The sequence below is a fragment of the Mitsuaria sp. TWR114 genome (genome assembly GCF_007997345.1).
In genome coordinates, this window is the sequence record NZ_VOSR01000316.1 from 1 (window position 1) to 9,240 (window position 9,240).

Genomic DNA, 9,240 nt, shown 5'->3' on the forward strand with positions numbered 1-9,240 from the left:
GCGATCTCGGTGCTGCTGGGCGCCTGGCGCGGCCTGGTGTTCGAACTGATGACGATCGCGGGCTGGGGTGTGGCCTACCTGGCCTCGCCCTTCGTCGCCCCGTTCATCGAGCGCTTCATCCCGCCGGAGAAGGTCGGCCCGGCGCTGATCCATGCGCTCGGATTGGTGCTGGGCTTCATCCTCGTCCTGCTGGTGTGGGGTCTGGGCGCGAAGCTGGTCCGGGCGCTGATCCACGCGACGCCGCTGGGCTTGATCGACCGGCTCGGCGGCGCGGCCTTCGGCGTGCTGCGCGCGGTGCTGCTGGCGCTGCTGGCCACCGTGATCGTCGGCATGACACCGGCGGTGCGCTCGCAAGCCTGGACCGAATCGCAGGCCGCGCCCTGGCTGCAGGCGGCGCTGACGCAGCTGCGGCCGCTGTTGCCGGCGGCGCTGCACGACTACATTCCGGCCTGAGCGTCACGAGCGCCCGGGTCTTCGCTTTCCTCCCGTTTCCAGAGCATTGAAGGACCTCCCATGTGCGGCATCGTCGGTGTGATTTCCAAGGCGCCGGTCAACCAGCTGATCTATGACGCGCTGCTGCTGCTGCAGCACCGCGGCCAGGACGCGGCCGGCATCGTCACGATGCAGGGCCACAAGTGCTTCATGCACAAGGCGCGCGGCATGGTGCGCGACGTCTTCCGCACCCGCAACATGCGCGCGCTGCCCGGCAACGTGGGCCTGGGCCAGGTCCGCTACCCGACCGCCGGCAATGCCTACTCCGAGGAAGAGGCCCAGCCGTTCTACGTCAACGCGCCCTACGGCATCGTGCTGGTCCACAACGGCAACCTGACCAACGCGCATGCGCTGAAGGACGAGCTGTTCGAGGTCGATCGCCGCCACATCAACACCGAGAGCGACACCGAGGTGCTGATCAACGTGCTGGCGCATGAGCTGGAGATGGCCGGCCGCGACCTGCCGCTGACGCCGGCGCAGATCTTCAAGGCCGTGGGCACGGTGCACAAGCGCATCAAGGGCTCCTACGGCGTGATCGCGCTGATCGCCGGCCACGGCCTGCTCGCCTTCCGTGATCCCTACGGCATCCGGCCGCTGTGCTTCGGCCAGTCGGGCGACGGCGAGGTGATGGTGGCCAGCGAGAGCGTCGCGCTCGAGGGCACCGGCCACACGTTGACGCGCGACCTCGCGCCCGGCGAGGCCCTGTTCATCGACACCAGCGGCACCATCCACACGCAGCAGTGCGCCGAGCATCCGACGCTGAATCCCTGCATGTTCGAGTTCGTCTACCTGGCGCGCCCGGACTCGGTGATGGACGGCATCTCGGTCTACCAGGCGCGCCTGAACATGGGCGAGACGCTGGCCCAGCGCCTGATCTCGACGATCCCGCCCAGCGAGATCGACGTCGTCATCCCGATTCCCGAGTCGAGCCGCCCATCGGCGATGCAGCTCGCGCACCGCATCGGCAAGCCGTACCGCGAGGGCTTCGTCAAGAACCGCTATGTCGGCCGGACCTTCATCATGCCGGGCCAGTCCACGCGCAAGAAGTCGGTGCGCCAGAAGCTCAACGCGATCGGCCTGGAGTTCAAGGGCCGCAACGTGCTGCTGGTCGACGATTCCATCGTGCGCGGCACGACCTCCAAGGAGATCGTCCAGATGGCCCGCGAGGCCGGCGCCAACAAGGTCTACCTGGCCTCGGCCGCGCCGCCGGTGCGCTTCCCCAACGTCTACGGCATCGATATGCCGACGAAGGAGGAGCTGATCGCCCATGGCCGCTCGATCGAGGAGATCCGCCAGTTCATCGGCGCCGATGCGCTGATCTACCAGGACGTCGACGCGATGAAGCGCGTCGTCGCCCAGCTGCGTCCGGGGCTGAACGGCTTCGAGGCCTCCTGCTTCGACGGCCAGTACATCACCGGCGACGTGTCGGCCGAGGACTTCGCGACGCTGCAGGCGCAGCGCAAGTCGCAGCCCGAGGAGGAGGACCTGCCGGCGCGCAGCCGCCTCGCGCTGCAGAGCGGCGGAGACCAGTGATGGCCAACGAAAAGCAAGGGGGCATCCCGCGCGTGGACCTGCCGGCCGACGCGCGCCTGGACACGCTCGCGGTCCGCGAGGGCCTGCCGCCGTCGCCCTGGGGCGAGAACTCCGAGGCCCTGTACCTGACCAGCTCCTTCGTGCATCCGGACGCGGCCACCGCCGCGCGCCGTTTCGCCAACGAGGAGGAGGCCTTCGTCTACAGCCGCTTCTCCAATCCGACGGTGATGATGATGGAGCGCCGGCTCGCGGCGCTGGAGGGCACCGAGGCCTGCATCGCGACGTCCTCGGGCATGTCCGCGATCATGCTGCTCGTGATGGGCCTGCTGAAGGCCGGCGATCACGTCGTGTGCTCGCGCTCGGTCTTCGGCTCGACGATCAAGCTGCTGCAGGGCGAGTTCGGCAAGTTCGGCGTCCAGACGACCTTCGTCTCGCAGACCGACCTGGCGGAATGGAAGAACGCGCTGCAGCCCAACACCAGGCTGCTGTTCGCCGAGACCCCGACCAATCCGCTGACCGAGGTCTGCGATGTCGCCGCGCTGGCGGACATCGCGCACGGCCACGGCGCGCTGCTCGCCGTCGACAACTGCTTCGCATCCCCCGCGCTGCAGCAGCCGGCGAAGATGGGCGCGGACTTCATCATCCATTCCGGCACCAAGTACCTCGATGGCCAGGGCCGCGTGATCGCCGGCGCGATCTGCGCGTCGTCGAAACATGTGGACGAGGTGTTCACGCCGGTGATGCGGTCGGTGGGCATGTCGCTGTCGCCGTTCAACGCCTGGGTCGTGCTCAAGGGCATGGAGACGCTGTCGGTGCGCATGAAGGCGCAGACCGCCAGCGCCGCGCGGCTGGCCGAATGGCTGGAGGCCCATCCCGGCGTCGAGCGCGTCTATTACCCGGGCCTGAAGTCGCACCCGCAGCATGAGCTCGCGATGCGCCAGCAAGGCGGGCAGGGCGGGGCGGTGGTGTCCTTCATCGTCAAGGGCGGCGCCCGGGCGGCCGAGGACGGTGGTCGCGCCGCCGCCTTCCACGTGATCGACCAGACACGCATCTGCTCCATCACCGCCAACCTGGGCGACACCAAGACCACCATCACCCATCCGGCCAGCACCTCGCACGGCCGGCTCACCGAGCCGCAACGCCAGGCGGCCGGCATCACGCAGGGGCTGATCCGCGTCGCGGTGGGCCTCGAAGACATCGAAGACATCAAGGCCGACCTGGCCCGTGGTTTGAACTCGCTATGACCTCTCCCATCCGCACCCGCATCGCGCCGTCGCCGACGGGCTTCCTGCACCTGGGCACGGCCCGCACCGCGCTGTTCTCGTGGGCCTATGCGCGTCACCATGGCGGCGAATTCGTGCTGCGCATCGAGGACACCGATGTCGCGCGTTCGACGCAGGATTCGGTCGACCAGATCCTGGCGTCGATGAAGTGGCTGGGGCTCGACTACGACGAGGGCCCGGTCTACCAGATGCAGCGCCTGGAGCGCTACCACGCGGTGATCGAGCAGATGATCGCCGCGGGCACCGCCTACCGCTGCTACTGCTCGCCCGAGGAGCTGGCCGCGATGAAGGCCGGCCAGGAAGCGCGCGGCGAGAAGCGCCGCTACGACGGCACCTGGCGCCCGGAGCCAGGCAAGACGCTGCCGGTGATCCCGGCCGGCGTGTCGCCGGTGGTCCGATTCAAGAATCCGATCGACGGCGACGTGAGCTGGGACGACTTGGTCAAGGGCACCATCACGATCAACAACCGCGAGATCGACGACCTGATCCTGCTGCGTCCGGACGGCGTGCCGACCTACAACTTCGCGGTGGTGGTCGACGACTGGGACATGAAGATCACCCATGTCTTCCGCGGCGACGAGCACATCAACAACACGCCCTGGCAGATCAACCTGTTCAATGCGCTGGGCGCGCCCTTGCCGGCCTTCGGGCACATCCCGGTGATCCTGGGCGACGACGGCCTGAAGCTGTCCAAGCGCCGCGGCGCGGTCAGCGTGACCGCCTACGAGGACAACGGTTATCTGCCCGAGGCGATGCTGAACTACCTGTCGCGCCTGGGCTGGAGCCACGGCGACGACGAGCTGTTCTCGCGCGAGCAGCTGGTGTCGTGGTTCGACGGCAGCCACATTTCCAAGAGCCCCGCGCAGTGGGACCCGGCCAAGCTGGAATGGGTCAATGCGCATTACATCAAGCTGGCCGATGACGCCCGCCTGGCGGAACTGGTGAGCGCTCAACTGGCCAAGCGCGGCCTGAGCGCGCCGCAGCGGCTGGAGGCGATGTGCGGCCTGTTCAAGGACCGTTGCAGCACGACCGTCGCGTTGGCCGACTGGCTGGCGATGTACGTGTCGCCGGTGACGCCCAGCGAGGCCGACCGCGCGCAGCACCTGACCGATGCGGTCAAGCCGGCGGTGCTCGCGTTCGCCGACAAGCTCGAGGCGCTGGCCAGCTGGGACAAGGCTTCCATCAGCGCCGCCATCAAGGAAACGATCGCGGCGCACGGCCTGAAGATGCCGCAACTGGCCATCCCGGTGCGCGTGCTGGCCTGCGGCCGCGCGCAGACGCCGTCGGTCGATGCGGTGCTGGAACTCTTCGACAAAGAAATTTTGTTGAACCGCTTGCGTTCCGTTTAAAACTCGTTCTATACTCTCGTTCTCGCTTGAACAGCGCGTTGTTCGAAACGAACTTCGAAGCAGCAGACGGCGAATCAAATCGGGGAGCGCGAGCTCCCCGATGAGATTCAAAAGCAGCTGAAACGAATCGGTTCGAATCCCCAAAGGGGGTATAGCTCAGCTGGGAGAGCGCTTGCATGGCATGCAAGAGGTCAGCGGTTCGATCCCGCTTACCTCCACCAAACTTCGGTTTGCGTGGCGCGCGGTTCAAGGAAGAAGGTCCAGTCCCCTTCGTCTAGAGGCCTAGGACACCACCCTTTCACGGTGATTACAGGGGTTCGAATCCCCTAGGGGACGCCAAGTTTTCGAGCTTGGTTACTGACTGAGATTGAACGTGAAAATCGAAAATTCTTCGGAACTCGATTTAAGCGTTGTCAAAATCAGGTATAGTAACGAAATCGACGCGGAGAAGCGGTCAAGTCATTGATCGAATCAAAGCGAGACCAGTTTGATGCGAAGGAATCGAAAGATTCTGAGTATCTGGAGTGGTAGTTCAGTTGGTTAGAATACCGGCCTGTCACGCCGGGGGTCGCGGGTTCGAGCCCCGTCCACTCCGCCAACACAGTCGAGGCTCGGGCAGTGTACCGATTCGATGCGTCAGCATTCGGGGGTATAGCTCAGCTGGGAGAGCGCTTGCATGGCATGCAAGAGGTCAGCGGTTCGATCCCGCTTACCTCCACCAGATTTCTTGGGAGTCTGGGTTGCCGGTACGCATTGACCGAGTCACAGCAAGAAGGTTCAGTCCCCTTCGTCTAGAGGCCTAGGACACCACCCTTTCACGGTGATTACAGGGGTTCGAATCCCCTAGGGGACGCCAAGTTTGACAAGGCTTGGCTGCATCGCGGTTCCGAATGGATCCGTTGGCTTGCAGCGAAACTTGTTCGCGAACGATATCGACGCGCTCAACAGCGTCGTATCTGGAGTGGTAGTTCAGTTGGTTAGAATACCGGCCTGTCACGCCGGGGGTCGCGGGTTCGAGCCCCGTCCACTCCGCCAATATTGAAACCCTGTCGATGCAAATCGGCAGGGTTTTTTCTTTGCCCGTTCCGGTCTCATTCCGGTTAAGGCGGGTCACGCCCGCAGAATATTCAAAGATCCGGATACTCGCGCTTGCGCTGGGCGGTATAACTCCACCAATCTCTGGGCGAGGCACCGTTCATGAAATCGACGGCCGCCATATAGGTATCCAGCACGCAGGGATCGTGGCGCTTGCCGGTCAGTTTGCAAATCCGCTGATAGAGCGCAAATGCATCGGCGCCGATGAGATCCGCGGCCTGCCGAATCCCCATCAATTCAAAATCCCGAACCATCGCGGGTCCGATGTTGGGAATTTGCCGCAGCGTGAGGCATTCAGCGGCCGAAGCCGCTTTCGTGTGCGTCTTTCGCGCAGCCATGCGGCACTCCTACCCGCTCAGTGAAACCCGCCGGACCGGATCAATCCAACGGCCAGGCCTTCGATGGCGAACTGCTCATCCGGCGTGACCTCGATCGGGGCGAAGTCGGCGTTCTCCGGCAAAAGTCGGATGCCATCCGGATGCGTTGGAAGCGCTTCACGGTGACCTCGTCACCCAGGCGCGCGACGACGACTTGGCCGTTGCGCGCTTCGCTGATCTTCTTCACGGCGAGCAGGTCGCGTCCATGATGCCGATGTCCTTCATGCTCATGCCTTTCACGCGCAGCAGGAAGTCCGGCGCCTTCGAGAACATCGAGGGGTCGACGCTATAGTGCTGCTCCACATGTTCCTCGGCGAGGATGGGCGCGCCGGCCGCGACACGGCCGACCAGCGGCAGCGTCAGCTGCGCCAGGCTGGCCAGCGGCAGGGCGAACTGGCTGTGCTCCCGGGCGCGGTTGACCTGGCGCAGTGCGGTCGACGGCAGGCGGATGCCGCGCGCGGTGCCTCCCACCAGTTCGATGACGCCTTTGCGGGCGAGCGCTTGCAGGTGTTCCTCGGCGGCGTTCGCGGACTTGAAGCCGAGTTGCTGCGCGATCTCGGCGCGCGTGGGCGGCGAGCCGGTGCTCTCGATGCTGTCGCGGACCAGATCGAAGATCTGTTGTTGGCGGGCGGTGAGTTTGGGCGGTGTATCCACGAGCACAGGCCTTTATTCCATGGAGGACTGGTTGGAATGCAAAACGGCTTCGAGGGTTCGAAAGCCGCCTGAGAATCCATCCAGCATCTGGATTTTTATACAGGAGACGACAAATTGCAAAGCGCGCCCCAGACCCTCGTGATCATCGGCACCGGCGGCACGATCGCCGGCGCCTCCGGCAGCGCCACGGACAATGTCGGCTACAAGGCGGGTTCGCTGTCGGTGGAGTCGCTGGTGAAGGCGGTCCCGGCGCTCGCGGCGAGGTCGCTGGAGGCTGAACAGCTGGCCCAGCTCGACAGCAAGGACATGGATCACGCCACCTGGGCGCGGCTGGCGAAGCGGGTGCGGGAGCACCTGGACCGGCCCGAGGTCCGCGGCGTGGTGATCACGCACGGCACCGACACGCTGGAAGAGACCGCCTACCTGCTGCAGCGCGTGCTGGCGCCGGAGAAGCCGGTCGTGCTGACCGCCGCGATGCGGCCGGCGACGCCATCCAGGCGGATGGTCCGCAGAACCTGCTGGACGCCGTGGCCGTTGCCGAGAGCGAAGGCGTGCGAGGCGTCATCGCCGTCGTGGCGGGGCAGGTCTGGTCCGGGCTCGAGCTGCGCAAGACGCACAGCTACCGGCTCGACGCCTTCGAGGCCGGGCCTGACGCCGGGCCGCTGGCCGTGGTGGAGGAGGGCGTCGTGCGGCGCTTCCGCGATTGGCCGGGGGGCGAGGCGCTCGGCGCGGCGCTGTTGCCGGAGGACGCGACCCAGTGGCCCTGGGTGGAGGTGCTCGCCAGCCATGCGGGCGCCGATGCGCGGTCGCTCGAAGCCTGGCGAGCGGCCGGTCTCCAGGGGCTGGTGCTGGCGTGCACGGGCAACGGCACGGTGAATCAGGCGCTCGAGGCGCCGCTGCGGGCGCTCAAGGAGGCCGGCGTGTCCGTGTGGCGGACGACGCGGTGCGCGCAGGGACGCATCGTGGGCGCCAGCGATGAGCCCGCCGCCGCGCTGTCGCCGTGGGCGGCGCGCGTCGAGTTGATGCTCAGCCTGCTGCAACGCTGAACCACAGCCGTCGCGAGTGGCTTCGTCGGTCGCGACGGAGCGAAGCGTCGACGGCTAGACCCATGAATGAAAAAGCGCCGGCATGACCGGCGCTTTTCTTTGTGCTCGACCCGGTGGTGACCGGGCGCGCGGAAGGCTTAGACGATCGTCAGCGTGACGTCGACGTTGCCGCGGGTGGCGTTCGAGTAGGGGCAGACCTCGTGGGCATCGGCCACCAGCTTTTCCAGCTGCGCGCGGTCCATGCCCGGCACCGAGATCTTCATCGCCACGGCGATGCCGAAGGCGCCCGGCTTGTTGGCGTGCGGGCCGATGCCGACTTCGCTGGTGATCGAGACTTCGGCCGGCAGGGCGACCTTGTTGCGGGCCGAGACGGCCTTCATCGCGCCGATGAAGCAGGCGGAATAGCCTGCGGCGAACAGCTGTTCCGGGTTGGTGCCGGCGCCGTCGTCGCCGCCCAGCGCCTTGGGCGTGGACAGCTGGACCTTCAGGCGGTCGTCGGACGATTGCGCGGTGCCGGAGCGGCCGCCGGTGGCGGTGGCGGTGGCGGTGTAGAGGGCTTTTTCGATGGCCATGTGGGGCTCCTTGGTGGTGAGGGGAAAGAACGTTTGGGGTCAGGGATTGCCGTCCTCGCCGTCGTTCTCCGTGAGCGCGGCGGGATCGGCGGCGGAATCTGCGGCGAGGTGGGTCAGCAGGTTGGTGCGCAAGGCCTGCAGACGGCGTGTCAGCGATTCGAGCTCGGCCGGCCCGCAGGCGCTGGCGCAGGCCAGTTGCTCGGGAATGCCTACCGCCTGATCGCGCAGTGCGCGGCCAGCGGCGGTCAGATGGATCTCGACGCGGCGCTCGTCGCCGCGGGCGCGCTGGCGCTCGATCAGCGCGCTGGCCTCGAGCCGCTTCAGCAGCGGCGTGAGCGTGCCGGAATCCAGGCTCAGACGCTGTCCCAGCTCCGAGACGCCCAGGCCCTCCGTCTCCCACAGCACCAGCATCACCAGGTATTGCGGGTAGGTCAGGCCCAGCGGCGCCAGCAGCGGCTTGTAGAGCTTGGTCATCGCCAGCGAGGTCGAATACAGCGCGAAGCACAGCTGAACGTCCAGCTTCAGCCAGTCGGTGCCGGCGGGCATCGAGGGCTGGTCGCCAGCGGTACTGACGGCGGCAGCGTCCTCGGGGCTGGAAGGATTCGTCTTCGGCATGGGATGAAATGTAGCGAGCAATTCAATTGCACGCAATTGAAATGGTCTTTGTCCGCTGTTGAGGCGAACTATCGATGCCTGGGGCGAGCGCCGCCAGCACGGAAAAAGGGGACGCGAAGGAGCCCCACCCGTCCGAAGCCGCTCATTCGGAGCCACCCGTTCGACGCCACCCGTTCGAAGGTCTCGGTGAGATCACCCTCTCCCGCGTTGCGGGAGAGGGAGGG

At 66.2% G+C, this 9,240-nt stretch carries 7 protein-coding genes, 6 tRNA genes and 2 pseudogenes; 11 read left to right on the forward strand and 4 right to left on the reverse strand.

Going from position 1 to position 9,240, the window contains the following annotated elements; all coding sequences use genetic code 11:
- The 10 genes from FUT87_RS12885 to FUT87_RS12930 form a co-directional block, all read left to right on the forward strand.
- Positions 1–453 (forward strand): CvpA family protein (locus tag FUT87_RS12885; RefSeq protein WP_147241278.1); only part of this gene is annotated, 453 nt, incomplete at its 5' end.
- Positions 454–513: 60 nt separating this feature from the next.
- Complete coding sequence (gene purF, locus FUT87_RS12890) at positions 514–2,025, forward strand: amidophosphoribosyltransferase (protein ID WP_091724326.1); 1,512 nt, start codon at positions 514–516, stop codon at positions 2,023–2,025.
- Entirely contained in the window at positions 2,025–3,269 is a 1,245-nt protein-coding gene (locus FUT87_RS12895; RefSeq protein WP_147241279.1) for an O-succinylhomoserine sulfhydrylase, read from the forward strand. The genes purF and FUT87_RS12895 overlap by 1 nt, the downstream gene beginning before the upstream one ends.
- Positions 3,266–4,657 (forward strand): glutamate--tRNA ligase, encoded by a 1,392-nt coding sequence (gene gltX / locus FUT87_RS12900; RefSeq protein ID WP_147241280.1) that lies wholly within the window; start codon positions 3,266–3,268, stop codon positions 4,655–4,657. The genes FUT87_RS12895 and gltX overlap by 4 nt, the downstream gene beginning before the upstream one ends.
- A gap of 145 nt (positions 4,658–4,802) precedes the next feature.
- A tRNA-Ala gene (locus tag FUT87_RS12905) sits at positions 4,803–4,878 on the forward strand.
- Between the two features lie 42 nt (positions 4,879–4,920).
- Positions 4,921–4,996: transfer RNA gene (locus FUT87_RS12910), tRNA-Glu, on the forward strand.
- 182 nt (positions 4,997–5,178) lie between these two features.
- Positions 5,179–5,255: transfer RNA gene (locus tag FUT87_RS12915), tRNA-Asp, on the forward strand.
- Between the two features lie 47 nt (positions 5,256–5,302).
- Positions 5,303–5,378 (forward strand) — tRNA-Ala (locus tag FUT87_RS12920).
- A 59-nt stretch (positions 5,379–5,437) separates the two neighbouring features.
- Positions 5,438–5,513, forward strand: a tRNA-Glu gene (locus FUT87_RS12925).
- 102 nt (positions 5,514–5,615) lie between these two features.
- Positions 5,616–5,692 (forward strand) — tRNA-Asp (locus tag FUT87_RS12930).
- A gap of 92 nt (positions 5,693–5,784) precedes the next feature.
- Here the strand turns inward: FUT87_RS12930 and FUT87_RS12935 are convergent.
- Both FUT87_RS12935 and lexA read right to left on the reverse strand, forming a co-directional pair.
- Complete coding sequence (locus FUT87_RS12935) at positions 5,785–6,090, reverse strand: helix-hairpin-helix domain-containing protein (RefSeq protein ID WP_147241281.1); 306 nt, start codon at positions 6,088–6,090, stop codon at positions 5,785–5,787.
- A 17-nt stretch (positions 6,091–6,107) separates the two neighbouring features.
- Positions 6,108–6,783: pseudogene (lexA, locus tag FUT87_RS12940) on the reverse strand (transcriptional repressor LexA).
- Positions 6,784–6,897: 114 nt separating this feature from the next.
- On the opposite strand from lexA, the pseudogene FUT87_RS12945 reads away from it, so the two are divergent.
- Positions 6,898–7,829: pseudogene (locus FUT87_RS12945) on the forward strand (asparaginase).
- A gap of 137 nt (positions 7,830–7,966) precedes the next feature.
- Here the strand turns inward: FUT87_RS12945 and FUT87_RS12950 are convergent.
- Together FUT87_RS12950 and FUT87_RS12955 are read right to left on the reverse strand one after the other, a co-directional pair.
- On the reverse strand, positions 7,967–8,401 hold the full coding sequence (locus tag FUT87_RS12950) for an organic hydroperoxide resistance protein (RefSeq protein WP_091724331.1): 435 nt from the start codon (positions 8,399–8,401) through the stop codon (positions 7,967–7,969).
- 39 nt (positions 8,402–8,440) lie between these two features.
- Entirely contained in the window at positions 8,441–8,947 is a 507-nt protein-coding gene (locus tag FUT87_RS12955; protein ID WP_147241282.1) for a MarR family winged helix-turn-helix transcriptional regulator, read from the reverse strand.
- Positions 8,948–9,240: the final 293 nt, after the last annotated feature.